Raw genomic sequence first — 25,636 nt, 5'->3', positions numbered from 1 at the left:
TGAGAGCAACAATGCGGTAATCAAGGATAATTGTAGTGAAATCGTAATCGCCATAGATAAAATGACACGATCAGTATCTGGGACATCGGCAAAAAATAAAACAATAAAAAATACAATAAATGAGATGACAATGCTAGCTATGAAATTTAAAATTATTCGTTTCATGTTTTGCCTACTTTCACGCACCACGAATTATTGTCTTACTTGCTCATGGCATGCTGGAAAGACTCCAGCAGTTTTTTGATTTGCCCATCAAATTCCAGTTGAAATGACGGAATGATCTCATCTATTCTTTGCTGGAATAACTCCGGATCTTGGACACCAAGCTCTGCTCTTAACTCCATTTCTTCTTCGGAACCGTTGTCGTTCAGGATCATGTTCAGGATTTCACCTTTAAAGTATTCACTTGGAGGAAGGATTAGAGCATTCATCAGGAACTGGGTAAAAAAGAGATGTTTATTATTTTCCTGACTCGCCTTTTTCATCGCCTGCTTAGTAAACAAGTTTATATACTTCTGAGCAAAAGTAACTCCTTTCATTCGGGAAGGCCCAACATGTTCGACCCCTTTCCAACGCAGATCGGCCACAGAACTAAGCCACCAGGCCGGTTCAATGGCCTGCTGCATACGGAGCAACACTTGGCGCTCAAACTGCGGCTCAGGATGCATTCGCTGCTCATCCAAGCATTTCCCTATGGTCTCGGCTTCAATTGCAGCAACCGTCATGCCTTGGCCATGGATCGGATCGAAGCTGCAAAATGCATCGCCAAGGACGAGTAATCCGGAGGGCCAATTCTCCATCAGTTCAAAATGTTGACGGACAGACTCGGAAATACGGTATCCCCGAGGCCCTTGAAAAGGCTCCAGCTGGTTTGCCAATGCTACGATTTCATCCGAAGCAAACAGATGTTTGATTTGCTCTTGGAACTCATCCGGATGAGTTGAAGGATATTCGTCTCCCCCTGCGTTGAACAGTAATAGTCCAGCGATATCATTTTCAATGCGCCACAACATGCCTGCACGAGTTCCTTGCACAGGATCGGACTCTGTTATCACCGTTCCCCAATCATTTTGAATAGAGGATGGTATCTTATAATAGCGGGTGCTGTAACCAAGAGACACCTTCAGCACTTCCGGCTCAGGCACGGACAACCCTATCTGATCAAGCCATCTGATCAATTTGGAAGAACGTCCCGCGGCATCAATAACCATATCTGCTGCAAGCATTGCTTCCCGGTTATCCCGACCTCTTTCTTTGGTATACACGCCTGTAATCGAACGCTCATCTTCTGATGCCATTAACCCGGTAACTTCCGTATTCGTTAAGAAGCTTATATGTTCTATGTTCTGGACTCGCTGACGCAGTACCCATTCCAGCAGGGCTCTGCTGCTGGATGCAATTTTGAATGAGGAAGCAGCATTCGCCTTATTAACTAATGTACCGTAGCGATTGGCAATCATAAACTTCTCTTCATGTGAAGGAATGGCACCAAGCGCGACCAATTCATCATTGTATCCGGGAAAGTAATGTTCCAGAATGAGTCCGCCGCGCGGTAATACACGATGTGGATGAAAGGATTGAGGCACACCCTGCCGATTCGCCGGCTCAGAAGGCAATTCATCTCGCTCAATGATACATACCTCATCATAATAATCAGATAACATCCTTGCAGTGATTAACCCTGCAATACCTGCCCCAATTACCACAGCTTTTTTCATGTCGGACATCGCCACTTCATCCTCTCTAATCCATCATATTTTATCTACACTTGTAGCGCTATCAAAAAATTACTTATAATACCAATATACACTTGAAATCTCGTTCCATGTAAGAATCAATGTGTTGATACTATATAGCTAAACTACAATAAGGAACTGATGTAGATGAAAATGATTGATAAAAAGGTGGATTTGAGAGTTACTCGAACTCATAAATTGTTAACGATGGCGCTACTCGATCTGTTATGTGAGAAAGGTCAGCTATTCAGCAACATCACAATTAATGAAATATGTGACAAAGCTATGGTTCACCGAACAACGTTTTACAAACATTTCAAGGATAAATTTGCTCTACTGTCCTCCACCCTAACTTGGGTCCTTCGGGATTATTTACACATGAATGTAGAAGACCGGTTACAGCAGCCTTTGCAAAGCATATCTAAAATTCTGTTTGGAAATGTACTGGAGACAATTGTGCAGAACCAACAGAAGGATGAGGGGTTTAACAACTTTTTCATACATTATATCGGAGAGATATTCAGACGGGATTTTCTGGAATTGAAGAGAAGAGGTAAACAATTTTCACTTCCCATAGAACTTGTTGCCGAGTTTCACTCGGGGGTGATTCGTTTACTTGTGATGTGGTGGATACAACATTTCGAAGAAAATGTTACGGCAGAACAGATGGATGAATATTACTACCTACTGGTTAACGAGAATATCATGTTGAAATAACAAACAGCTCAACCTAAAATCAATGGCTGATTTTGAGATTGAGCTGCATACCTTCAAACTTTACCTATTTTAAAACAGATTCGGAAGCCTGCACTGTCATCCTCGCACGACTTCTTTTCTTCAACCAGCCGCTCACCTTCTCATTCATCGCCAGCAGACCTGAAACGACCAGCACTACACCGATCCATGTAACCCAGCTGACATGCTCACCGTAGACAACAGCACCAAGCCCTACGGCAATGGGTGGTGAAATGTATAACCATGTTGCTGGAAACAACGGGTTGGTACGCGACATAATCCAATAGAACAGACTATGCCCCACCATGGAGCCGATGACAGTCAAATAGATCACCGACGAGACGGCAGGCACCCAGTCCAGAGCAGACATACTCCACGATTCCGTTCCGACCGAGAGCAGGGATAACAGCAGTCCCCCATACATCATCTGCACCGCATTGATCGCTACAGGACTAGCCTCCTTGAACTGATGAATGACCTTTTTGGAGTACAATGCACCTGCTGAATAACAGACCTCCCCCACTAGTACCGCGATACAACCCCACATGAACAGGGAACCTGCACCAAGCGATACACCTGGCAACACAACCAGTACCACACCGGTGAACCCGATCAGGCAGCCCACAATCATACGGGCAGATGTTTTTTGCCGTAACAGCGCCGTCTGCATCAACATAATCATCAGCGGCCCTGTCGCTGAAAGAATGGCACCCACACCCGAGCTCACATGCTGTTCAGCCCAATATAATGTGGCAAAAGTGCCGAAGGTCAGCCCCGCTCCCGTTAACAACATCTCCTTGCGGAACAGGAGCGACCAGCTCACTTTGCCCTTCATCCTCATCCATGCAAACATCAGCGCTCCCGCGATTAAAAATCGCAATCCGGCTGACAGAAAAGGCGGCATGCCTGCCTCTACTCCAATTTTAATAGCCAGAAATGTTGTACCAAAAATAAGACACATAACCGTAAATGCAATCCCCACCATGATAACCACTCCTTTATCTGTTCTCCATCATATCTCATGGTCTACAGAACAGAATGAACAAAACAGAACAGTTTTCTCCCATTAGCTGTTACAATAGAGTTCAAAAGGAGTGTGAGCCGGGTGGGCAGAACCATGATGATGACAGATAACAGCCTGAAATTATATGAGCAAGTAATCCATTATCTCGTTGTACGTATAGAAGCGGGAGAGTGGGCAGAACATGAAAAACTGCCATCTGTACGAAGCCTGTCCGAGCTACTCGGCGTACATCGTCTGACTGTTTTCAAAGCCTATCAGGAGTTAAAAGAACGTGGGAATGTTTATGTGAAAGATAAGTCTGGCTATTATGTCAGCCCAGCGACTCCATTCTCAGTAACGGATCAGGCGGATGATCCCGCCGTGTCTGCCTGGCTGCATTGGGATTCCCTAGCACGGGTACAGTCCCTTGAAGCAGAATACCAGTTTTCCAAATCGTTAATCGATCCCTCTCTGCTGCCCAACCGTTATTGGGGAGAACTAATGCGTGATCTGCTAGATCAATATCCCCGTTTGCTCGGAACGTATTCCACAATTCAGGGAGATCTGGAATTGCGAAGTGCGCTGGCAAGCCATCTAACGAAAAAAGAACGCTTCTATCTCTCTGCAGACGAAGTGCTCATTACATCGGGGGCCCAGCAAGCGATTGATGTCATCTCGCGGACGCTGGTCAAACCCGGGGATCGGGTGTTGATGGAACGGCCTACGTATGGACCAGCAATGGAGATTTTCCGTAAACAAGGTGCTCGTCTGATCTTTACGGGTATTCACTCGGATGGGTATGATCTGGAGCAGATCGAACATCTGATGAAATCGGAGAAACCACGCTTATTCTACACGACGCCAACTTTTCATAATCCAACCGGCGTTAACGTTCCAGTAGAACAGCGCAAGCAGTTACCTGAACTAGCAGAACAGTATGGTTGTTTTCTGCTCGAAGACGACAGCACCTATGATATCTATTTTAAGGAGAAACCTCCTGCACCGATTTTCACCTATGACACCACTGGACACACTCTGTACATTCGCAGTTACAGCAAGTATGTTGCACCCGGGCTACGGATTGCAGCCATCATATGCCGTCAGCGTTTCATGCCAGGACTACAGGCTGTAAAATCACTGACAGATAACGGATCGCCCCTTCTGAACCAGAAGCTTTTTCTCCGTTATTTTCAGTCAGAACGTATGCATCAGCATCTGTCCAAGCTACGGACCGCCATCCAGCTACGGATGGAAGTGATGGAACAATCTCTGCTGGAAACGGACTGGACGTGGACCCGGCCGGAGGGCGGACTCAACTTTTGGGTGGAGCTTCCTGAGGGTGTGGATACAGGGAGACTGCTCCACCGATGCATGGAACAATCCGTTGCCTTTGTACCCGGAACCGTATTCGATTCTTCGGATAATTCAGCCAGTCGCAAGCTGCGCCTGTCCTTCTCTTATGCGCATGAGCAGCAGATTCGGGAAGGGATGAGCAGGCTCATTACGCTTGCGAAAGAAATGTAACATTTTGATACTCTTGGATTGAAGCCAATCCGAAGAATATCAAGTGTAATTTGCCCTCTCACCCTGCTGCATCAAAAAAAGTCGCCTAATGGCGACTTTACTTTTGGTGTTCTATAGTATTTACCTTATTTACCTGCACCCGCTCTGTGCTTAGAGGTCTTTTCTTGCAAACAAGCGAATGGTAATGAGATAGGACAGCAAAAACAAACCTATAATGCCTACAGAAACCAATGCCATTGTCGTTGTGGTAATCATACCGTTCTCGTTGGCCATACTCATGAGGTACGCAACGGGTTGCGCCAGTATAATCATACAGACCATGAATATCGCATTGATGATACCAGCACCTTTTTTGCTTAATCCGTAGAAAAGAGGCATGTATATGGAAACCAGCACAAGCACCATGCCTATGGAAATGACAATATCCCTAAATGAATAATTCGGCTTGTTCAGTTCAGGATAGTTCAGGTTCACAAGCTGGTGAATCCCAAACGACGCGAGTACCCCGAATAACGTATAGATTATAGCAGAAAGGTACTTGGCTTTTACAATCTGTTTGCGGCTAACGGGGAGTGTGACCAGGAAATTGTGATTATGGTTCTTGATATCAATCATGGTTGCCAGCATGACCGAACCAAAGGCTGTGTAGATGCCTACAAAATACATTGACATTTCACTCTTAGGTATAAAGGCGAGACTAAATACCACCAGGTATAACCCAATCGTCCACAGTGAACTTTTTAGTACAATGAAATCTTTACGAAGCAAGTTAAGCATATTTGCGTCCTCCCTTCGCCGTAAAATAAATGAGGTCTTCTAACGTAGGTCTTTGTAAAAGAGCTAACCTGCCAAATAACCGTTCGGCCTCTGCCTTATGATCCGACAATGCTTCAAAACCAACGGCTGTCTCGCGTATTCCGATGAAATGTTTCCGAATGTCGGAATCAAGCAGACCCATATCCCCTTTTACAATCGTATACCTTTCCAGCACATCATCTTTTGCCTCGTTAAACACCAGTTTCCCTTGATGAATAAACGTAATGTAGTCTGCAATACGTTCCAGATCCGTCGTAATATGCGTTGAGAAAATAATAGACCTTGTTTCGTCCTGTATCATATCTGCAAGCAGATCAAGCAGTTCCCGCCTAAACACAGGATCAAGCCCGGATGTCGGTTCATCCATAATCAGCAGATCCGCTTCATGCGACAAAGCTACGGCGAGAGAATACTTAATCTTCATGCCTTTGGACAGATCCTGGATTTTCTTTTTGGGAGACAGTTCGAACTGATCCAAGTAGTCATTGAACGCTTTATTATCCCATTTGGTGTAAAAAGGAGCGATCATTTGTGTCATCTCCCGGATCGTTAGATGCTCATAATAAAAGCATTCATCTGACACAATGCCAAGGCGTTGCTTGATATCAACTTCCTGATTTGGCATCTCACTGCCCAATGTCTTGAGGCTCCCCTTATCGGGCTGGATCAGACCCGTGATCATTTTGATCAAAGTACTCTTTCCCGCCCCATTCGGACCAATAAGTCCCGTGATATACCCTTTTTTCACATCCAGAGATACATTATCTACTTTAAATAAGGGATACGTTTTGGTTACATTACGTAATTCGATAGCGTTCATTATGCTTATTCCTCCTCAACCAACAATGTAAGATGATGGATTACATCCTGTGAACTCATGCCCAGTTCTCTGCTCTCACGAATCACTTCGAGCATCTTCTCTTCCAATTGTTTCATCCGCCGCTCTCGAATAAAGTCCTGATTGGCTCCGGATACAAAGCTCCCTTTGCCTACAACTGAATCGATCAGTTTCTCCTTCTCCAGCTCTCCATAGACACGTTTAGTTGTAATAACACTGACTTGCAGATCCTTGGCGAGCTGCCGAATGGAGGGAAGACTATCTCCAGCAACCAATTCTCCGCTCAAGATGCTCTGTCTGATCTGAGTTAGAATCTGCATGTAGATCGGATCGCTCGAAGCATTCGATATTAAAATGTTAATCTTTCCTCACCTCATTGATGTTACGTAGTTTTCAGTAGGTATAGTGTGTATATATAATATATACACTATACCTACCAATGGTCAATCTTTATTTCACATTATTCTCATTCTGATTCAATCCATAGACACAGGCTAGCTAATCTGGACGACAAAAAGAGGACGTCAGTTTCCTGTTCGTCCTCTTGATTAATCAAGCCCGTAAGGTCACATGACCTTCCGGGCTACTATTATGAGCTGGATATGACCTTATCCACCAATCCATATTCGACTGCTTCCGCAGCGGTCAGGAAATAGTCTCGATCCGAGTCCTTCTCAATCCGCTCAATTGACTGTCCTGTATGGTCGGCTAACAGCTTGTTAAGGCGCTGACGATGCTGAATGATGCGGTTAGCGTGAATCAGCATATCGGATGCCTGCCCTCGCGTACCGCCATGTGGCTGATGGATCATGATCTCACTGTTGGGCAGCGCCATACGTTTACCTTTTGTTCCACCTACCAGCAATATCGTGCCAAAGCTTGCCGCCATCCCTGTACAGATCGTGGAGATATCCGGCTTCACAAATTGCATCGTGTCATAGATCGAAAATCCTGCGGTCACCGACCCACCAGGGCTGTTGATGTACATCTGAATGTCCTTTTCCGGGTCCTCTGCAGTCAAAAACAATAACTGGGCCACGATGGCATTTGCCATCTGATCCTCAATTTCTCCAGACACCATAATGATCCGATCTTTGAGCAAACGTGAATAAATATCATAACTCCGCTCTCCGCGAGCTGTCTGTTCCACTACATACGGCACTACATTCATATGTGTCGCCTCCTCGGTTTAGGCAACCATGTTGACCGTGTATCCTCCTCCATACGACATCATGCCAGAAGTGGAGTACCCGTACATCATTGGCTGCGTGGATGGAGACGGCAAAGTCTGCTGCAAAATCGTCCCCGCCACAGCCATCGGATCATCGGTCCGGTTCAGGCACAGATCAATGATTCGGGCTGTATCCCCATTACGAAATGCCAGTAGATAGCTGCGCAGTTCCTCCCGATTGTCCTCCACTGCGCCTTCCTCATACTGCAATTCAGCGTCCGATTGTTCCAACCTGTGCCTCACTTCAGCTATGGCAGAGCGAGCACGACTTAACGCTGCTTTCACAGCGCCTTCTGTCGTATCCAGCATTTCCGCAGTCTCTGCCGCCCTATAACCCATTAATTCACGTAATACATATATCACTCGTTGCCACGGTGGTAGCGTATTTACAAGAAGTTGTACGGCAGACTCCAATTCCTCGAATTGCCTTTCCTCCTCCATCTCGTGCAGGAGCGGCTTCAAGCTATCCAATTTATATGCTAATCTCTCCCGCTGACGTAAGATATCAATCCAGCTGTTGCGTGCAATACGAATCAGATAAGCTTCCCAGTTTATATCTTTATTCATCCCGGAAGTTCCAACCACTCTCGACGACAATACTTTGAGACAGGTCTCCTGAACCAAATCCTCCGTCTCTGGAACTGATTTCGTCAGAGATAAACAATACGCATACAACGAACCCATCAGATCGGGTAGCACGGTATGGACGCTTGGGTTCAATTGATTTTTTCTGTCGTTGCCATTAGATTCAATATCGAATTTATCTTGTTTACCATCATCATGTGGTCTGTTGATTCTGCAATCCACGGACTTCACAAAGGCCATCTTGGGGGCCCCCCTTTGCTGGTTCCTGATTGATTTTGACTTACACTATGTAAACGAAGAACCCCTTGTAAAGGATACGCTCTTCTAAATTTATTTTTATTACGCTAGTTAAGTTGAGTTACGCATTCGTTTCCAGCTTTAATGTTCCAAGCGGCACCTTCATCCCGGTAAGGGCAATCGTAATACCTTGATCCAGATTATATTTCTGCCGTACATCGACGTCATGAGACATATGTGTAAAATAAGTATGACCCGGCTTCAGTTCCCACAGCAGCTCCTGCGCCTCACGCATATCATACACGGAACGTGTTGAGAATTCCGCAAGCTCATGCACAAAGCTTGTTCCAAGCACCAGCAGATCCAGTCCGTGCAACGGCTCTTTTTCGGATGTCTTCAGGTCAATAGCATCTGAACAGTACGCCCAGCTATACCCGTCTCGATCTAGCCGATATGCGTACGAATATCCGTTATGTCCATGACATACTTTCCAGGAATGTACCTTCCAGCCGCCGAGTTCAATATCATCATCCGTTTCCAGAAAGTCCATATGACGACCCAACCAAGGAAACTGTCCCTGAATGATAGCAATCACTTCACGTGGTGCATACAAACGCCCCTTCACACCCAGCCAGCGGCACGCATCCGCCCATTCCGGCAATCCTCCAATATGGTCAAAATGGGCATGAGTGATGAGCAGCGTATGCACCATACGTAATCCCTGATCCTCCATCTGTGATCTCCAGTCCGGTCCGCAGTCAATCATGAACTGTTCACCCGCACCATCCCCACCACCGTCAATCAGAACAGAAGAGCGTTTCCGTTTATTCTCTCCCGTAAGCCTCGCCTCTGTACATATTTCGCAATCACAATACACACGTGGAACGCCCATCGCATCGCCTGTGCCCAGAAATGTTAGCTGATCCAATCCGCATTCCCCCTGAATTAATGATATGTAGATTGTAATCGTCCACCTCCGTTTTTGCAAAAAAAAGACCATCCCGCTGCAGTTCTCCACTGCAATTCGGGACAGTCTGTGGTCTGACCGTTCACCGTCAGACCTTCATCTCCATGCTTCGCTCCATTCGGGAGCGTACGCTTCGTCAGCATGTGATGCAACCGTATAAGCGGGTCATCCGCATGAAGATCAGGCCTTACCTTTTAAACAGGCCACGACCGATTAATTCGAGTCACATACACTCCGCGCTGGAACTATACCAGTGCCCGCAGCTTCAACGTCAGTTCCTGACCCGCAGGTACATCCTTCGAATCCGTAATGACCCAGTTCGATGCAAGCCGCTTCACCAGTACCTCTGCCTGCTCCGGTTTCAACTGTAATCCGGTGATGATTCCTTCACCCACTGTGAAGTCTTTCTCGGGCTGTACCTTGAAGGCTTTCTCCAACCAGATTCCAAGCCCACCACGCGTGTTAAAGGTAATCCGGTATCCGTCTTTTACTGCTGCCTCCAGATTTTCACCATGCTCGTCCGCATACGAGAAAAATTCGTTATATCGGTATTCCTCTTCAGACACGGCGTCAAAAGCGGAAACGTCTTTCGCTTGAATAGCTTTTAAAATTTCTTCCTCAGGCATCCCCTTACCGCGGGCCTGCTCCAGTCGAATTGCTGTACTTTGGGATAATTTGATCTCTGCACTCATCCAACTCACACCTTCCTGCTAGTACTATGTAACAATCATGATTCAGTATACCTCTATTATAACCTTTTGGCAGTAAAAAACCTCCATCTCTACTTCCATTGAAATGAAGGTTTAGTATCTACATGATCGCTTACCTATTCGATTACATCAGCAATACTCATAATCCAGCGAGCACTTGATACCACACGCCGCGTTTGGAGTACAACGTACTGCGTACCTCGTCCCATCCACCCAGATAGTTGATATCAAATAGTCCTTCTGGCGTTGGGAATGTCGACTCCGTATGTGCAAATACATCCGGATCTACTGAACGAAAACCATGCTTGGCAAAAATGCGCTGCGCTTCTGGTGTACGCAGATATGCGACAAAGGCTTCTGCCAGTTCGCGATTTCCATGTTTATCGGCATATTTATTCACCACAACTGCCGGGTTCTCAATCAGGATCGTATTCTTCGGAATGACGATATCATAATCTATACCTTTGGCGATCCGGGCAAGCAATTCATTTTCATACGTGACGATGACATCACCCACACCATATTCGAATGCCGCCATCGAAGAACGCCCACTCTTGTCCAATGATTCAACGTTACGATGTACCTGTTCGAGAAAAGCCTTGGCTGCGGCAGGATCTTTCTTCCCCTCTTGCTCCTCCGACAGTTTCAATCCGGCACCATAAATGGCATTAATGTCCCATTGTGCGCCTCCGGATGTCTTTGGATTGGGGTACAGTACCTTCACTCCTGGCTTGGTTAAGTCCTGAAAATCACGAATACCGAGCGGGTTGCCTGCTCTTGTGCCCAGAACAACAATTGAACGGGTGATCATGCCCTCATTAGGGGTCTGTTTCCAATCAGAGCTAACCAGATCGGCTTTGACCAACTTCTCGATATCACTCTCCATCGCGAGCAAGGCTACATCAGCCTCGAATCCACCAACGATGGCTCTTGCCTGTGTGCCCGAAGCTTCATAGGATTCTTGAAAGTTAATCGTCTGTCCGGTTTTTGCCTTCCACTCCTCTTGGAACTTGGGTAGCAATTCGCCTACAGCATCTTTCGCTACACTATAAGCACCAATCACCAGCGTATTGGATGAATCGTTACCAGAGGGCTCGTTCTGTTCACTGGACTCCTCCTGCTTGCTGCATCCAGCGGTCATGCAGACGAGCAGAAGCATGAGGGCAACATATAAGAGTATGGCTTTCTTCTTCCTCATCTGCATGGGCAGCCCCTTTCTTCCACTTGATCTAAATCATCACCGGCATCGGATCTTCCTTCAGTCGGTTCTCAACCACCCAACTGTTGGAGTCATTGAACAGGTATGCACGGTGTACAAGGACTCGAATTTGTTGACCGATCTCCAATGTCGTTTTCTCCAGGGAACGATATGTGATTAACTTATGACCCTGTACGTCCACCTCTACCATCCATTCACTACCGCGGAAATGAAGATGTTTGACTGTACCTTTTTCCGTTGCAGACAACATGGTGAACTCGTTCTTCAAGCCGATCTCAATATACTCCGGTCGAATCAACGCTTTGGTATGTTCACCCTCGACGGCATGTTCGAATCCTTTCAACTGGGAGGCATCCTCCACAACCGTAGACTCCCCGATAAATGTAGCCACAAACGGTGTCTGAGGGTTTTTGTAGATATCCCAAGGTGTGCCCTTCTGTTCCAGACGACCCTGACTGATAATCATAATCTCGTCCGCCACTTCAATCGCTTCATCCTGGTCATGCGTTACAAATATCGAAGTGATTCCTACCCGCTCGATTAGCTCCCGCAACCATGAACGCAGTTCCTGACGGATCTTGGCATCAATGGCCGCGAACGGTTCGTCCAGCAATAACAGCTGTGGCTCCGGGGCGAGTGCTCTGGCAAAAGCAACACGTTGACGCTGCCCACCAGATAACTGATGTGGATAGCGCTGCTCGAAACCTTTTAACCCGGTCAGTTCAACCAGTTCCATCACCCGATCACGGATCTGGGCTTTTGGCGTCTTCTTGACCTTGAGTCCAAAGGCGATATTCTCAAATACCGTCATATGTTTAAACAAGGCATAGTTCTGGAATACAAATCCGATGCCCCGCTCCTGTGGAGGCAGATGGTTCACCACTTTTCCATGAAAGCGAATCTCTCCAGAACCCGGATTCTCCAGACCCGCAAGCATCCGTAGAATGGACGTTTTCCCGCCTCCGCTGGGTCCAAGCAGACCGATCAGATGGCCTTTGGCAATATCGAATGAGACATCTTTTACCGCATGAAAATCACCGAAATGTTTGTTCAGATCACGGACTTCTACATGCATATCAATGCACTTCCTTTCGCTTCTTGGCCCATTCCATCATAAGCAGCAGCCCGACGGAGAAGGTGACCAGCACCAATGCCACACCATTTGCGGCAGCCACATTAAAATTCTCAACATCCTGGTACACCAGGGTTGTTGCGGTCTGCGTTTTGTTCATAATATTACCGGATACCACCAGCACTGCACCGAATTCCCCAAGCGAGCGCGCAACCGTCAAGACTAGACCATACACTACCGCCCAGCGGATTGAAGGCCAGGTCACACTCCAGAACGTTCTCCAGCCGTAGGCGCCAAGTGTAGATGCGGCCTCCTCTTGCTGAGAACCGAGTTCCTGCAGGACAGGCATAACCTCTCTGACCATCAGTGGAAAGGTAACAAATAACGTTGCGATCACCATACCCGGGAAGGCATAGACCACATTGAATCCAATCCCTTCAAAAAAAGCGCCCATAATGCTGTTAGGTCCCAACATCAACACAATCATCAAACCGCCAATGACAGGAGATACGGCATAAGGCAGGTCTACAATGCTGTTTAGCAGCCCTTTTATCCGTTCACTCAGCCATCCGGCACGAACCAGATAAAGAGCCATCATGATGCCAAACAATGTATTTAACAGGGTGACCACCAGAACTACCAGTCCGGTCATCATCAAGGCATGTAACGCCTCAGGGCGCATTAACCCTTTCAGGAATCCACCTGCCCCGTCTTCAAATGCGCCAATAAAAATGCGTCCAAGTGGGATGATCAGCAGTACAATAAATACCGCAAACGTCAGTCCGATTAACAGTCGTCTCATCGTCTTCTCCCCCGCATCTGCACCAGATTGATCAGCCAGAGGATCAGGAAGGAGAGCGTCAGGAGCAACACGGATACCGCAGCAGCCCCCGTTGGATTATCACTTTCAATCTCCCCGTAGATAAATACGGAAGCAGTCAGTGTTCTTCCTGGAATGTTACCAGCCACCAGCACAACAGCCCCGAATTCAGCCAGTCCTCTCGAGAAAGCCAGCATCCCCCCACTGATCATGCCAGGTGCCATGGAAGGCAGAATAACCTGCATGAACGTGCGAGCCTTGGATGCCCCCATCGTGTACGAGGCTTCTTCCTCGGAAGGATCAATTTCTTCCAGCAAAGGCTGCACTGCACGGATAACAAACGGAAACGTGACAAAGGTCATCGCGATAACAATGGCGGGCTGGTGAAATACAATCTCAAATCCCATGGATTCTGCCAGTTTCCCGATGGCACTGACCGGACCCAAAAGCAGCATAATCATCAAGCCGCCCACCGCTGTTGGCAGTGCAAACGGGAGATCAACCAGACTGTTAAGAAACGATCGGCCCACAAAGCGATACCTTGTCAACACCCAGGCGATCATCGTGCCCAAAACCACATTAATCAGCGTGGCAATGACGGCCAGCCGAATGGTCAGCAGTACGGCTTTCCACGCGATGGGGTCCATAATGCTCTGAACAAAGTTGCTCCATCCTTCAGAGAAGGAATTGACGTACACACCGATGATTGGAAGTACAATAAGTACGATAAAATATAACAATACGGTACTGCGGAATCCCCAAGTCCATCCCTTATGACGAAGAACGGTATTCATTGCTGCGTTCCCTCCCAGCCTCCGGCTTTAACTCCGGTCGGCAGTCTTCCTGGCTTTAATACGACATTTTTCCTAAGTTGGATGATATTACTTTAATATTATTCCCATTAGTCTACTTGGTTTTGCTTTTCTGATACTTTACCAGTTTGCAGTGCTAATCGTCAATGCTTTTATTGAATATAATTGGGCCTCATATGAGAACGATTAATAAAAATCGCACTGTACACTGCGCGGCCAGAACAACCTTCCGATCACTGTTATCCCCAGATTTCTTTGATCCCCTTTTTTAAGGGGAAATCCGGTGATAAAGGCGAAGCTTATGCTTCCGAAGCAGCTTTCCTACAGAAAGCTTTTAGCTTCCGCTTCTTCAGGTTATTTCTGACCTCTCCGTTATTGTGCGATTCACATATCCGTCTTCATATGTGGTTTGTTTGGTATGTAGTGGTTAAGGTACAATCGAGGGTAAGAAATGAGATCCTAAGGAGTGATTTAACATGTTATACAAGAAGAATATATCCACTTCCACACGAGATGAAATGAAGGATATCACATGGGACGTAAAGCAGGTTGTCCAGAGTAGCGGGGTGCAGAATGGGACGGTGCTCATCTACTGTCCACATACGACGGCGGGTATAGCCATCAACGAAAATGCAGACCCGGATGTGAAACACGATGTCTTGTTACGCCTGGATGAGGTGTACCCCTGGGAGCATCCCGAATATCGACATGCCGAAGGCAATACAGCCTCTCATCTGAAATCGATCACAACAGGACCATCACAGACGGTGATTATTCACGAAGGCAGACTGCTGCTTGGCCGCTGGCAAGGCATTTACTTTTGCGAATTCGATGGACCACGTGAGCGGGAGTACTTTCTCAAAATCATGGAAGGTTAGTTGGGTCCAATAGGCCTGCCACCTACTCGTTCATTTTTGCAAACACAAACAGGCGGTCCACCCTCATTTCGGGTCGGAGCCGCCTGACTTGGTCTACTGCGCATATTAACTTTCGCGAGACAACGTTATAAAGAATTAAAGTTATGACAAATCACCGCCCTGAAGTGTAGGGGTGCAACAACAGCGCCATTATTGGTCGCCAGGCTGCTGACCCAGATTGCGGCACAGCACTTTGACATGAGACAGCGCAGACGATTCAATCTCCACAAACGTTAAACGGTCCTGAATGTAATAAGAAATGAATCCGTGCATAGCCAAAAATAGCGTACGCGGTACCCTTTGAATATCCTCTTCCGTACAGTTCTCTTCATTCATATACTGCCTTATAATCGATGCAAACAATTCGAAGCAACGTCCCTGTTCGGTACGACAATAAGACAACAGTTCTTCATCCCTGATCATAAACATAATTTCGTATTGATATGGGTTCTCCAGACCAAAGCGAATAAACTCCATCATAATGTGCTCTACCTTGCTCACATCATCACGGACTGGCCTGACCATGGCTTGCAGCAGCAAATGCCCCAGATGATTAAAATCTTCAACCACGATGGCATAGAACAGCTCTGCCTTTTCCTTAAAGTGATAATACAGCGACCCATGACTATAGCCCAGATGCTGGCCGATGCTTCGCATCGAAATGGCGCGGTATCCTTTGGTAATAAAAAGGTGCCTCGCCGCCTCCAGTATCCGCTCCCTCGACAACTCCTGTTCGACTGCTCTTCTAGCCATATATTTTATTCCCCTTCAATAAAATAAAGCCGCTGTCCCTCCGTGATCCGGGATTGCCCTTGCGTCAAATCCGTGATCCAGGCTACAAAAGCCTCAGTTTCACTATCCGGCGGAAGACAAGTCAACGTAACCTTATCGGTGAATCCAGTTTCACCTGTACGGACTTCCCGGCTTCTTAACTCATTTTCCACTTTACCCAGCCACGTATAATCCAGTTCAACAAACACTTCACGATGCAGTACGTTGGTAATGGCTTTTCCGGCTTCAATGGCTGCTACAGCTCCATCCGTATAAGCACGAATTAACCCGCCAGCTCCAAGCATAATTCCCCCGAAGTATCGCGTAACCACAATTGCCACATTTTTTAATTTCTGATTTTTGATCACTTCAAGAATGGGTTTCCCTGCTGTTCCGCTGGGTTCACCGTCATCGGATTGCTTCTGGATCTCGTCCCGCTCCCCAATCATGTATGCAGAGCAGTTATGAGTTGCATTCCAATGTTTTTTCTTGATCTCATCGATGAAGGCAACAGCCTCTTCCTCTGTCGTGACCGGCATAATATGACCGATAAATCGCGACTTCTTGATTACAATTTCCAGATTGCCCGGTCCTCGAACCGTGCGATAACGTTCAATCATCCTAAATCCAACTTTCTGATCTTTTCCTGAGTCCATTTTACAAGAAAGCAGTTCACCGCGCGAACGCGGACGAACTGCCCTGGTTATCTACATCCGGGAACCCTGCCTCTTACACGAACAGTGATTCCCGGTTAGATTTATATTACCTTATTCAAATATATGAGCAGACCGATGAATTATTCGGAAAGTCTCGCTTCGAGCGCTGCTTTCTCTTCTTCAAAGCCTGGTTTGCCCAGCAATGCGAACATATTTTTCTTGTAAGCTTCCACGCCTGGTTGGTCAAATGGATTGACGCCCAGCAGGTAGCCACTGATACCGCATGCTTTTTCAAAGAAGTATACCAGATATCCGAAAGAATATGGAGTCATATCTGGAATGTTCACAATCAGGTTTGGTACTTGACCATCCGTATGTGCAAGCAGTGTTCCTTGGAACGCTTTTTTGTTAACAAAGTCCATAGTTTTGCCTTCAAGGAAGTTCAAACCATCCAGATCGTCCGGATCGGATTTGATTGAGATATGCTCAGCAACTTCAGTAACCTGGATAACAGTTTCGAAGATATTCCGGCTACCTTCCTGGATGAATTGACCCATGGAGTGCAAGTCTGTAGAGAAATCAACGGATGCAGGATAGATCCCTTTGTAATCTTTACCTTCACTCTCTCCAAACAGTTGTTTCCACCACTCGGACACGAAGTGCAGGGATGGCTCATAGTTTACAAGGATCTCAGTGCCTTTGCCTTTGCGATACAATGCGTTACGAACTGCAGCATATTGATATGCTTCATTCTCAGCTACGTTCGGGTTGCTGTATTCTTTGGATGCGTCAGCCGCACCTTGCATCATTTCTTCGATGCTGATACCAGCTGCTGCGATTGGCAGCAAACCTACAGCTGTCAGAACGGAGTAACGTCCACCTACATCATCAGGGATAATGAAAGATTCGTATCCTTCTGCATTTGCCAGCTCTTTCAGTGCACCACGTGCTTTGTCTGTTGTAGCATAGATGCGTTTGCGAGCTTCTTCTTTACCATATTTCTCTTCCAGTGCTGCACGGAAGATACGGAAAGCAATTGCCGGCTCTGTTGTTGTACCGGATTTGGAGATGACGTTAACGGAGAAATCTTTGCCTTCAACCAGATCCAGCAAATGAGTTACATATGTGGAACTGATATTGTTTCCTGCAAAATAGATTTCAGGCGTTTTGCGTTTGTCTTTTGGCAGATTATTATAGAAAGAGTGAGTCAGCATTTCGATCGCTGCACGTGCACCCAGGTATGATCCACCGATACCGATAACGATGAGTACTTCGGAGTCGCTTTGGATTTTGGCAGCCGCTTTTTGAATGCGAGCAAACTCTTCTTTGTCATAAGCCGTTGGCAGGTCAATCCAGCCCAGGTAATCGGAGCCTGTTCCTGTTCCGTTGTGAAGCTGCTCGTGAGCCAGACGAATCGGTTCTGCGAAATAATCCACTTCGTGCTGATTTACAAATTGCAATGCCGTGCTATAGTCAAATGTCACTTTTTTTGCCATGATCTCAAAAACCTCCTGATTTCGATTATAGTGCGTGTTCAAACTTTGTAATCAAAAGCGGACTTTTTGAACAACCTCTTATATTATGTCCGTATTCCATTCTAAACAACTTGCCTTAAGGATACTTCAAATCCACGGGGCTGACAAGCTTGCAGCTCGAACTTTGTCGTTAGAATTCAAGAAGCAAAAAGGGTAAACCGAATCCGCGGGTTGCGGTTCTGCTTACCCTTCTTATGTTATTCCGCCGGGTACGAGCAGACGTAGTCAGTAACGCTGCGTATCTCCAGTTTGAATTTGGATTCGGCAGGCACGTGGAACGTAGCTTGACCTTGAATCTCTTGCCACTCTTCTTCTCCGGGAAGCAATACTTTCAGATCTCCGGACAGAATCTCCATAATTTCACGGGAATCCGTACCGAACTCATAACTGCCTGGAAGCATGATGCCCAGAGTCACTTTGCTGCCATCCCCCAAAATAACCGTTCTGCTGGTTACCTGACCATCATAATAAATGTTGGCCTCTTTCACTACACTGACTTGATCGAATTGTGACATGCGTACCCGCTCCCCTGAAGTTAATGAAAACAATAGGCAAAACAGATCAGGGCGATAACGAGATACCCCCCATCTCTGCGGAAATAACTTACTGCCATGGATCAGGACAGCATGACGCCCTCCCAATCATAGCAGCGCTTATGAAGCTATTACAGCAATGCTTTTACGCGGCTAACCACGTTATCCACTGTAAAGCCATACTCTTGGATAACACGGTCGCCAGGCGCGGAAGCACCAAATGTGCTGATTCCGAGAATGTCACCTTGATCGCCAACATATTTCTCCCAGCCCATTGGATAAGCCATTTCGATTGCAAGACGAGCTTTAACATCCGGAAGAAGAACGGACTCTTTATAAGCTTTGTCTTGTTTCTCGAACAGATCCCAGCTTGGCATGCTGATTACGCGAACTTGGATGCCTTGTTCTGCAAGTGCTGCTTGAGCTTTAACAGCCAATTGCACTTCAGAACCTGTAGCGATAATTTGTGCTACCGCTTTGCCATCTTTTGCATCAGAGACAACATAAGCACCACGTTTCACGTTCTCACGTGAACCTTCAACCGTACCTTCCAGGATCGGCAGGTTTTGACGAGTGAGTACGAGTGCAACCGGGTTGCTCTTGTTCTCAAGCGCGTAAGCCCAAGCAGCCGAAGTTTCATTACCGTCAGCCGGACGAATAACCGTCAGGTTAGGAATGATACGCAGGGATGCCAGTTGCTCGATTGGTTCGTGCGTAGGACCATCTTCACCAACAGCGATACTGTCGTGAGTCAGAACATACGTTACAGGCAATCCCATCAGGGCAGCCAGACGAACAGCCGGACGCAGGTAATCGGTAAATACGAAGAACGTACCTCCGAATACTTTCACACCGCTGTGCAGTGCCATACCGTTCATTGCTCCAGCCATACCGAATTCACGGATACCGAAGTAGATGTTACGGCCGGAGTAATCTTCAGGTGTGAAGTTCTCCAGGTTGTTCAAGTGAGTCATTGTGGAGCTTTCCAAGTCAGCAGATCCACCTGTCAGTTGTGGCACGTTGTGCGCCAGACCATTCAGAGCGTTACCGGATGCTACACGAGTGGAAAGAGCTTTGTCTGTTGCTGCATATTTAGGAAGATCACGGTCCCAACCTTCTGGAAGGTCGCCGTTAATCGCTGTTTCGAATTGAGCTGCCAGCTCAGGGAAAGCTTTTTTGTACTCGGCAAATTTCTCGTCCCAAGCTTTGTTAGCAGAGATACCACGATCTTTCACTTGTGCAAAGTGATCGCGAACTTCAGCTGGTACGTGGAAGTTTTCTTCGTAAACCCATTTGTAATACTCTTTAGTCAATTTGGCTTCGTCTGCACCCAGTGGAGATCCGTGAGTACCGCCGTGGCCGCCTTTACCTTGTTTGTTCGGGCTACCATAACCGATAACCGTTTTAACTTCGATCAGTGTAGGACGCAGTGTATCTGCTTGACCTTCCTGAATTGCTTTTTCGATTGCAGGCAGATCGTTACCATCTTCAACGCGCAGCACTTGCCAGCCATAAGCTTCAAAACGCTTCGCGATGCTTTCGGAAGAAGACAGATCCAATTTACCATCCAACGTGATGTCATTGGAGTCGAACATCATGATCAGTTTGCCCAGGTGCAAACGTCCAGCCAGGGAAGCTGATTCATGAGATACGCCTTCCATCAAGTCGCCATCACCACAGATTGCGTAAGTGTAGTGGTCAACTACGTTGAATTTGTCTTTATTGTATGTTGCGCCCAGTTGAGCTTCAGCCATCGCCATACCTACAGCCATTGCAATACCTTGACCCAGTGGGCCTGTAGTTGCATCAACACCTGCAGTATGTCCGAATTCCGGGTGACCCGGAGTTTTGCTTCCCCATTGACGGAACTGTTTCAGTTCTTCCATTGGAAGATCATATCCGCTCAGGTGCAGCAAGCTGTACAGCAACATGGAGCCATGTCCTGCAGACAGGACAAAACGGTCCCGGTTAACCCAAGTTGGGTGGTCCGGGTTATGAGTCATCGTTTTTGCAAAAAGTTGGTACCCCATTGGAGCGGAGCCCATAGGCATACCCGGGTGTCCGGAATTTGCCTTCTCAATTGCATCAATCGCCAAAGTACGTACGGTAGTAATCGACAGGTTGTCGATTGTAGTGTTCTCGTCCTTTTGAATCGCTTCGTTCTTGTCAGTCATGGTTTGTCCTCCTCATGTCTTTAGATAAGTCGGGTGCGCAAGCGAATCCCTCTCATCATACAAGCAAACCGAATTTCACAATAAGTGAATCCGCTTGAGTGTTTCATTTTGACTTATTCACTTTTGTATTGTATCACTTGGCGTGAAGCTTTTCCATAACCTTCTTTTAGAAGTTCGTGAAAAATCGGTGGTTTGTGATGAATATTCCTTGGCCTATCAAGCAAAAATCGTACTGTACAAGGTACTAAATTCCAAAAGTAGACTTAAGGAGCCTCGCAAATCCATCGCATGAAGTATAACCTTTAACCTGAAAACCATGCATTTTTTAGATATTCATCCTCAATTCACATATAATGTTCCTTAATATGGATTACGAAATTCGGGCTGTGGTTTACTTTTTTATAGATGTACACGTGTCAATCATAGGAGGTCGCGATCATGCCAGATCCTGCTGCTCACCCATCAACATCGGTAAAACACTCATTACCCTGGATATCCGGTATTTTAACGGGAATTCTCTCGGGAGTTGTCCTGGGATTTTTCCTCAAAATGATTCAGGCCAACACTGGTGAACAAGTATATACTCTGCTGCTGAATATTGATTTTGTGCCTGGTCTTCCGCCAACCTTACCCGAATTCATTGAATTTGCTTTGCATCTCATCGTGTCCGTTGTCATCGGTATCTTCTATCTGTGGTGGGTAAGGCATTCAGGCCGCCCTATGATCAAAGGAATTTTACTTGGTGCAGTCTCGTCCTTGCTCTATATCCCACTCTCTCAATTGTCATCACGTGTGCCAGACCTGTACGATGTGTCCGCCATCCTCTACTGGATTGTAGGACATCTGCTGTTTGGTATTATGCTTGGCTTGTGCGGAAAGTATATCAACACAACAAAAAAAGCGACTCCCATTTCGTAAACGAATTGGGGTCGCTTTATTGTTAGTCTATTACGTGGTTTCGAATCAACCTTGCACAGTATTAAAGCGTGAGCTTAAAATACAACGGTTTTATTTTCGTGAACAAGAACACGGTCTTCGACATGCCATTTCACGGCACGTGCGAGCACAACACGCTCAATGGTACGTCCAATACGCTTCAGCTCGGTTACATCGTCCCCGTGGCTTACACGCTGCACATCCTGTTCAATAATCGGGCCGCCATCCAGTTCTTCCGTAACATAGTGCGCTGTCGCACCGATAATTTTGACACCGCGGTTGTACGCCTGCGCATACGGTTTACCACCCACGAAGGCTGGCAGGAACGAATGGTGAATATTAATGATTCGATTGCGGTAATGCTCAATGAACATCGGAGAGATAATCTGCATGTAACGAGCCAGAATGATCACATCCACATCGTTGCCGATGACGTCCAGTTGGCGCTGTTCCGCTTCTTTTTTCGTATCTGCTGTAACTGGGATATGATGATATGGAATGCCAAATGATTCTACATAGTCCTTCATGTCCAGATGGTTGCTGACCACAAGCGCAATATCTGCATCCAGGTCGCCTGCCTGCCATTGCCACAACAATTCAACCAGACAGTGATCTTCTTTGGACACAAAGATAGCCAGTTTCTTCTTGCGGCTGACCGCAGATAACGTCCATTCCATCTGGAAACGGCTTGCTACTTCTGCAAAATCAGCTTCCAGTTTCGGCAAATTGACCAACAATTGCGGAAGATCAAACTCAATCCGCATAAAGAACATGCCGCCAGCAGGGTCCATTGTATACTGGTCCGACTGAACAATGTTTGCACCATGCTGGTGCAGGAAATGAGATACGGCAGCTACAATTCCTGGACCATCCGGACAGGAAATAAGCATGCGCGCACGATCGGCGCGGTTTTTAGAATCAGGGCGTACTTGTTTAGCGTGGATCTCCATCGGGTTATTCTTCCTCCTTCAATTAAGCCATGACCTGCGGGATTAACCCGCAAGCCATGCAATCAAGCGATGATTCAGTTGTTCTTCATTCAAATGCGGGAATAGTGCAGCTTCAGTCACCATGTCATAGAGGCGTTCCAGCGGTTCGCGCGGATCTGCCTTTTTGGCTTTGGCATCATTTTTGAGCAACGTCCACACATCCAGAATATACGAACGAGACTCAATCTCTTTACCTTTGAAAAAGTGTTGCAACTGTTCTACTTCTGTCAGGAAATCCTGGCCGAATCGACCGGCAACATCCCCACGAAGCAGCGCAATCTCCACCTCATACATTGGACGCTGTGTCTTGGCCTCTTTACCAATCCAAGGTGTCTCTAGAATAAATGGACGTCCTTGAAGCTTCTCATGGTTGACGATGCGGTTAATCGCTTCAAACCCGATCCAGCCAGAGCCAATTGGTGTATGACGGTCCTTATGCGCACCCACAGCATTCTTACTATCATTAATATGCATTACGGCAATGCGGTCAAGTCCTACCGTACGATCGAATTGTTCCAGTACACCGTCAAAATCATTAACGATATCATATCCGGCATCATGAATGTGACATGTATCCATACACACAGTCAGGCGCTCGTTATATGTTACTTTCTCGATAATCTGAGCGATCTCTTCGAAACTGCGACCCATCTCCGTACCTTTGCCAGCCATGGTCTCCAGAGCGATGTTCACATCCGTGTCTTTCACACCCTCCAGCACTTCATTCAATCCTTCTGCGATCCGTCCGATCCCATAGTGGGCATCTTTGTCTGTAAATGCGCCGGGATGTAATACGATGTTCTTCACACCAATAGCATATGTCCGACGAATCTCTTCCTGAAGGAAATCTACAGCCAGTCTAAACGTATTATCTTTGTATGAGCCAAGATTAACAATGTACGGTGCATGGACAACGATATCTTCCATTCCACCCTCTTGCATGGCAACCTTGCCTTCTTCAATATACATGGACTCAATTGGCTTGCGACGTGTATTCTGTGGTGCACCCGTATATATCATAAACGAACTGGAACCGTACGAGGACGCTTCCTTCGTTGCACTCAATAATCCCTTGTCCGAAAAGGACACGTGGGAGCCGATTTTCAGCATTATTGATCCCCCTTATTCTGAATTATCCCTTATTCTAACGCGATTATCGAAATAAATCTAGAAATGCGCTATAATTCGGGATAGAGGCTATTTTTGACAGCTAATATGTGGAACATGGGTAGGCGGAATCCGTCTTTCCGTGAAAATCAATGAACCGAGGTGACTCCGCAATGATTTTCGACTCCTACGCGATAATACTGAACAGCTATTCCCCCAGCAATTGGTTTATGAATACGATCGCATTCTGGACTTTTTTATTGCTAGGCAGCATGTGTATCGGTGGATTTTTCATGATGCGCAAGTTTTTGAAAGTGCTCCCAAAAGCAGACGGAAAGTCCAAACTGGATTGGCAGAATTATTGGGTTGAAGCCAGCCGTCACTTATGGACAGATGAAGCCAAAGCTTTTTTGGATCAACTAGTGGAGCCTGTGCCCGGGCCATTTCGTGACATCGCCAAACATTCCATTGCTGCAGAAATCGGTAAGATTGCAGTTGAAGACAATGCCACGGAAGTATCGAGAGATCATTGCATCAAAGGATACATTATTGCCACACCGAAGCGGGATAATAAGTTTTTGGTAAAATTTTTGGAGAAAAACAAAATCGATTATTCCCCTTATCAACATTTGATTAAATAAAATAAAAGATGAGTTAAGTGGCATATAGATTTGGTTAATTAGATACAGATATGCTCCGTCAGGTAAGTTGTTCCCAACAAGCATTGCTTACCGTACGGGGCTGTTTGTCGATCCAACGGTATGTATCAGCACAGTGAAAATACAGAGAGGATGTTTAATATGAAAATTGCCATTTGTGGAGGTACCGGATTTGTGGGAGGAGCACTTGTAGATTACTGGCTGCAAGCCGGGCACCATGTGAAAGTTATTACACGAAAACTGCCTGACTTGCATAATCCAAGTAAAAATCTTACATATATATCGTGGGAACAAGTCGAAGAACAACCTCACTTGCTGGAAGGTATGGACGCTCTCGTTAACCTTGCCGGAGAAACGCTGAATCAACGTTGGACAACCAAGGCGAAGCTGGAAATTGTTGAATCCAGAGTCACGACCGTAGCGCGGGTAGCCCGATTGGTAGAATCCCTTGAACAAAAGCCGGAAGTGGTCGTTCAGGCTTCTGCCATGGCCATCTATGGAACCTCTCCTAACGAAACCTTTGACGAAAGCAGTCCGCAAAAATCAATGAATTTCCCGTCCCGGGTCTCGGAACAATGGGAAGTTGCTGCAGATGCAATCAAAAATGTAAGACTCGTTAAAATCCGGGTAAGTCTGGTGCTTGGACATAAAAGAGGTGCTTTTCCATTGATGAAACTTCCTTATATGCTGGGTGTTGGTGGCAAGATCGGCAGTGGCAAGCAATGGACCAGCTGGATTCACATTATGGATATCGTAAGACTCATTGATTTTAGCATTCAAAATAAACAAGTGTCAGGTCCGGTCAATGCTTCCTCACCGAACCCTGTTACCAATGATGAATTCGGTCGTACGGTCGGTAAAGTGTATCATCGCCCTCACTGGTTCCCCGTACCCAGCTTCCTGATTAAAACTTTGGTCGGAGAACTATCCGTTGTCGTGCTTCAGGGGCAGAGAGTCATTCCGCAAAAAGCTCTCGACCACGGATTCCAGTTCACCTTCCCAACCTTAACCCAGGCACTGGAAGATCTGAAACACCGCGGCTTATCTGACTGAT

At 46.5% G+C, this 25,636-nt stretch carries 27 protein-coding genes; 6 read left to right on the top strand and 21 right to left on the bottom strand.

The genetic code is table 11. The features are described from left to right. Window positions 1-200: 200 nt before the first annotated feature. On the bottom strand, window positions 201-1,727 hold the full coding sequence (locus MHH25_RS07675; protein WP_340019658.1) for an FAD-dependent monooxygenase: 1,527 nt from the start codon (window positions 1,725-1,727) through the stop codon (window positions 201-203). Between the two features lie 156 nt (window positions 1,728-1,883). On the opposite strand from MHH25_RS07675, the gene MHH25_RS07670 reads away from it, so the two are divergent. Continuing rightward, complete coding sequence (locus tag MHH25_RS07670) at window positions 1,884-2,453, top strand: TetR/AcrR family transcriptional regulator (protein ID WP_340019657.1); 570 nt, start codon at window positions 1,884-1,886, stop codon at window positions 2,451-2,453. A 64-nt stretch (window positions 2,454-2,517) separates the two neighbouring features. Here the strand turns inward: MHH25_RS07670 and MHH25_RS07665 are convergent, their stop codons facing one another. Continuing rightward, window positions 2,518-3,456 carry an EamA family transporter gene (locus tag MHH25_RS07665; RefSeq protein WP_036610747.1) on the bottom strand — a complete coding sequence of 313 codons (939 nt, stop codon included), beginning with the start codon at window positions 3,454-3,456 and terminating at the stop codon, window positions 2,518-2,520. A gap of 132 nt (window positions 3,457-3,588) precedes the next feature. On the opposite strand from MHH25_RS07665, the gene MHH25_RS07660 reads away from it, so the two are divergent. Then, the gene (locus MHH25_RS07660; protein ID WP_340019656.1) at window positions 3,589-4,998 is read left to right on the top strand and encodes a PLP-dependent aminotransferase family protein; all 1,410 of its coding nucleotides are present in this window, start codon (window positions 3,589-3,591) and stop codon (window positions 4,996-4,998) included. Between the two features lie 150 nt (window positions 4,999-5,148). Here the strand turns inward: MHH25_RS07660 and MHH25_RS07655 are convergent, their stop codons facing one another. The 12 genes from MHH25_RS07655 to cysT all read right to left on the bottom strand — a co-directional run bounded on the left by MHH25_RS07655 (window position 5,149) and on the right by cysT (window position 14,287). Further along, window positions 5,149-5,775 carry an ABC-2 transporter permease gene (locus tag MHH25_RS07655; protein ID WP_340019654.1) on the bottom strand — a complete coding sequence of 209 codons (627 nt, stop codon included), beginning with the start codon at window positions 5,773-5,775 and terminating at the stop codon, window positions 5,149-5,151. Next, entirely contained in the window at window positions 5,768-6,634 is an 867-nt protein-coding gene (locus tag MHH25_RS07650) for an ABC transporter ATP-binding protein (RefSeq protein ID WP_076319127.1), read from the bottom strand. The genes MHH25_RS07655 and MHH25_RS07650 overlap by 8 nt, the downstream gene beginning before the upstream one ends. Window positions 6,635-6,639: 5 nt before the next feature. Next, window positions 6,640-7,014: a GntR family transcriptional regulator gene (locus tag MHH25_RS07645; RefSeq protein WP_340020469.1), complete on the bottom strand. Its 375-nt coding sequence runs from the start codon at window positions 7,012-7,014 to the stop codon at window positions 6,640-6,642. Window positions 7,015-7,241: 227 nt separating this feature from the next. Further along, the gene (gene clpP / locus MHH25_RS07640) at window positions 7,242-7,823 is read right to left on the bottom strand and encodes an ATP-dependent Clp endopeptidase proteolytic subunit ClpP (protein ID WP_017689971.1); all 582 of its coding nucleotides are present in this window, start codon (window positions 7,821-7,823) and stop codon (window positions 7,242-7,244) included. Between the two features lie 18 nt (window positions 7,824-7,841). Next, entirely contained in the window at window positions 7,842-8,708 is an 867-nt protein-coding gene (locus tag MHH25_RS07635; protein ID WP_340019653.1) for an RNA polymerase sigma factor, read from the bottom strand. Between the two features lie 118 nt (window positions 8,709-8,826). After that, window positions 8,827-9,633, bottom strand: coding sequence for an MBL fold metallo-hydrolase (locus MHH25_RS07630; protein ID WP_340019652.1), 807 nt, complete (start codon window positions 9,631-9,633; stop codon window positions 8,827-8,829). A 17-nt stretch (window positions 9,634-9,650) separates the two neighbouring features. Then, a complete protein-coding gene (locus MHH25_RS07625; protein WP_340019651.1) occupies window positions 9,651-9,815 on the bottom strand; it encodes a hypothetical protein in 165 nt (54 codons plus the stop codon). A 102-nt stretch (window positions 9,816-9,917) separates the two neighbouring features. Then, window positions 9,918-10,364, bottom strand: coding sequence for a hypothetical protein (locus MHH25_RS07620; RefSeq protein WP_340019650.1), 447 nt, complete (start codon window positions 10,362-10,364; stop codon window positions 9,918-9,920). Window positions 10,365-10,521: 157 nt separating this feature from the next. Further along, window positions 10,522-11,586, bottom strand: a complete 1,065-nt coding sequence (locus MHH25_RS07615) for a sulfate ABC transporter substrate-binding protein (protein ID WP_340019649.1) — start codon at window positions 11,584-11,586, stop codon at window positions 10,522-10,524. A 25-nt stretch (window positions 11,587-11,611) separates the two neighbouring features. After that, window positions 11,612-12,676 (bottom strand): sulfate ABC transporter ATP-binding protein, encoded by a 1,065-nt coding sequence (gene cysA, locus MHH25_RS07610; protein ID WP_036610770.1) that lies wholly within the window; start codon window positions 12,674-12,676, stop codon window positions 11,612-11,614. Window position 12,677: 1 nt separating this feature from the next. Next, window positions 12,678-13,475, bottom strand: a complete 798-nt coding sequence (locus tag MHH25_RS07605; protein WP_017689977.1) for a sulfate ABC transporter permease subunit — start codon at window positions 13,473-13,475, stop codon at window positions 12,678-12,680. After that, window positions 13,472-14,287 carry a sulfate ABC transporter permease subunit CysT gene (gene cysT / locus MHH25_RS07600; protein WP_017689978.1) on the bottom strand — a complete coding sequence of 272 codons (816 nt, stop codon included), beginning with the start codon at window positions 14,285-14,287 and terminating at the stop codon, window positions 13,472-13,474. The genes MHH25_RS07605 and cysT overlap by 4 nt, the downstream gene beginning before the upstream one ends. Window positions 14,288-14,781: 494 nt before the next feature. Between cysT and MHH25_RS07595 the strand changes: the two genes are divergently transcribed. After that, complete coding sequence (locus tag MHH25_RS07595; protein WP_036669103.1) at window positions 14,782-15,183, top strand: secondary thiamine-phosphate synthase enzyme YjbQ; 402 nt, start codon at window positions 14,782-14,784, stop codon at window positions 15,181-15,183. A gap of 189 nt (window positions 15,184-15,372) precedes the next feature. Here MHH25_RS07595 and MHH25_RS07590 read toward each other — a convergent pair whose 3' ends face one another. The 5 genes from MHH25_RS07590 to tkt all read right to left on the bottom strand — a co-directional run bounded on the left by MHH25_RS07590 (window position 15,373) and on the right by tkt (window position 20,891). Further along, entirely contained in the window at window positions 15,373-15,975 is a 603-nt protein-coding gene (locus tag MHH25_RS07590) for a TetR/AcrR family transcriptional regulator (RefSeq protein WP_076209447.1), read from the bottom strand. A 5-nt stretch (window positions 15,976-15,980) separates the two neighbouring features. Continuing rightward, window positions 15,981-16,613: a YigZ family protein gene (locus MHH25_RS07585; RefSeq protein ID WP_340019648.1), complete on the bottom strand. Its 633-nt coding sequence runs from the start codon at window positions 16,611-16,613 to the stop codon at window positions 15,981-15,983. Between the two features lie 176 nt (window positions 16,614-16,789). Next, entirely contained in the window at window positions 16,790-18,145 is a 1,356-nt protein-coding gene (locus MHH25_RS07580; protein WP_017689982.1) for a glucose-6-phosphate isomerase, read from the bottom strand. A 236-nt stretch (window positions 18,146-18,381) separates the two neighbouring features. After that, the gene (locus tag MHH25_RS07575; RefSeq protein ID WP_017689983.1) at window positions 18,382-18,699 is read right to left on the bottom strand and encodes a pyrimidine/purine nucleoside phosphorylase; all 318 of its coding nucleotides are present in this window, start codon (window positions 18,697-18,699) and stop codon (window positions 18,382-18,384) included. A 149-nt stretch (window positions 18,700-18,848) separates the two neighbouring features. Next, window positions 18,849-20,891 (bottom strand): transketolase, encoded by a 2,043-nt coding sequence (gene tkt / locus MHH25_RS07570; RefSeq protein WP_340019647.1) that lies wholly within the window; start codon window positions 20,889-20,891, stop codon window positions 18,849-18,851. A 438-nt stretch (window positions 20,892-21,329) separates the two neighbouring features. Between tkt and MHH25_RS07565 the strand changes: the two genes are divergently transcribed. Beyond that, on the top strand, window positions 21,330-21,809 hold the full coding sequence (locus tag MHH25_RS07565; RefSeq protein ID WP_340019646.1) for a hypothetical protein: 480 nt from the start codon (window positions 21,330-21,332) through the stop codon (window positions 21,807-21,809). 74 nt (window positions 21,810-21,883) lie between these two features. Here MHH25_RS07565 and purU read toward each other — a convergent pair whose 3' ends face one another. Both purU and MHH25_RS07555 read right to left on the bottom strand, forming a co-directional pair. Beyond that, window positions 21,884-22,777: a formyltetrahydrofolate deformylase gene (purU, locus tag MHH25_RS07560; RefSeq protein ID WP_017689986.1), complete on the bottom strand. Its 894-nt coding sequence runs from the start codon at window positions 22,775-22,777 to the stop codon at window positions 21,884-21,886. Between the two features lie 42 nt (window positions 22,778-22,819). Continuing rightward, window positions 22,820-23,926: a deoxyribonuclease IV gene (locus MHH25_RS07555; protein WP_340019645.1), complete on the bottom strand. Its 1,107-nt coding sequence runs from the start codon at window positions 23,924-23,926 to the stop codon at window positions 22,820-22,822. A gap of 170 nt (window positions 23,927-24,096) precedes the next feature. Between MHH25_RS07555 and MHH25_RS07550 the strand changes: the two genes are divergently transcribed. After that, window positions 24,097-24,564 carry a DUF2621 domain-containing protein gene (locus MHH25_RS07550; RefSeq protein WP_036610792.1) on the top strand — a complete coding sequence of 156 codons (468 nt, stop codon included), beginning with the start codon at window positions 24,097-24,099 and terminating at the stop codon, window positions 24,562-24,564. Window positions 24,565-24,723: 159 nt separating this feature from the next. Further along, a complete protein-coding gene (locus tag MHH25_RS07545) occupies window positions 24,724-25,635 on the top strand; it encodes a TIGR01777 family oxidoreductase (RefSeq protein ID WP_036610794.1) in 912 nt (303 codons plus the stop codon). Window position 25,636 lies beyond the last annotated feature (1 nt).

Source organism: Paenibacillus sp. FSL H3-0457, assembly GCF_037981725.1.
In the GTDB taxonomy this organism is placed as follows: domain Bacteria; phylum Bacillota; class Bacilli; order Paenibacillales; family Paenibacillaceae; genus Paenibacillus; species Paenibacillus amylolyticus.
The sequence above is the reverse complement of the archived record's forward strand: the minus strand, read 5'-3'. Positions and strand labels throughout refer to the sequence as shown.